Source organism: Streptomyces sp. NPDC127092, from assembly GCF_042722475.1.
GTDB lineage: Bacteria > Actinomycetota > Actinomycetes > Streptomycetales > Streptomycetaceae > Streptomyces.
On sequence record NZ_JBHXFE010000332.1, the window covers coordinates 1 to 400 of the forward strand.

A 400-nucleotide genomic window follows, 5' to 3' on the forward strand; every position below is an offset into this window, starting at 1 on the left:
GTCGAGGACTTCGTGGACAACCCCGCGACGCAGGTGATCATCGACCTGAGCCGGCTCACCGGCATCGACTACGACCCGGACCATCGGGCCTTCTCGGTCGGGGCGGGCGCCGACCTGGGCACCGTGTACGAACAACTGCACCACCGCTGGGGTGTGACGATCCCCGGCGGCAGCTGTCTCGGCGTCGGGATGGGCGGGCACGCCGCAGGCGGCGGCTTCGGTCCCCTCTCGCGCCTGTTCGGGTCGGTCGTCGACCATCTCTACGGTGTCGAGATCGTGGTGGTCGATGCCGCCGGGCAGGCGTCGGCCGTGCTCGCCACCCGCGATGGTCCGAACCCGGATCTGTGGTGGGCGCACACCGGCGGCGGAGGCGGAAACTTCGGCGTGATCACCCGATACC

The 400-nt window shown here is 70.2% G+C and carries 1 protein-coding gene; it reads left to right on the top strand.

Features of this window, described 5'->3' with window-relative positions; translation table 11 throughout:
• Positions 1 to 12: 12 nt before the first annotated feature.
• The coding region (locus tag ACFWJO_RS40155; protein ID WP_386873292.1) for an FAD-binding protein at positions 13 to 400 on the top strand (388 nt) is incomplete at its 3' end.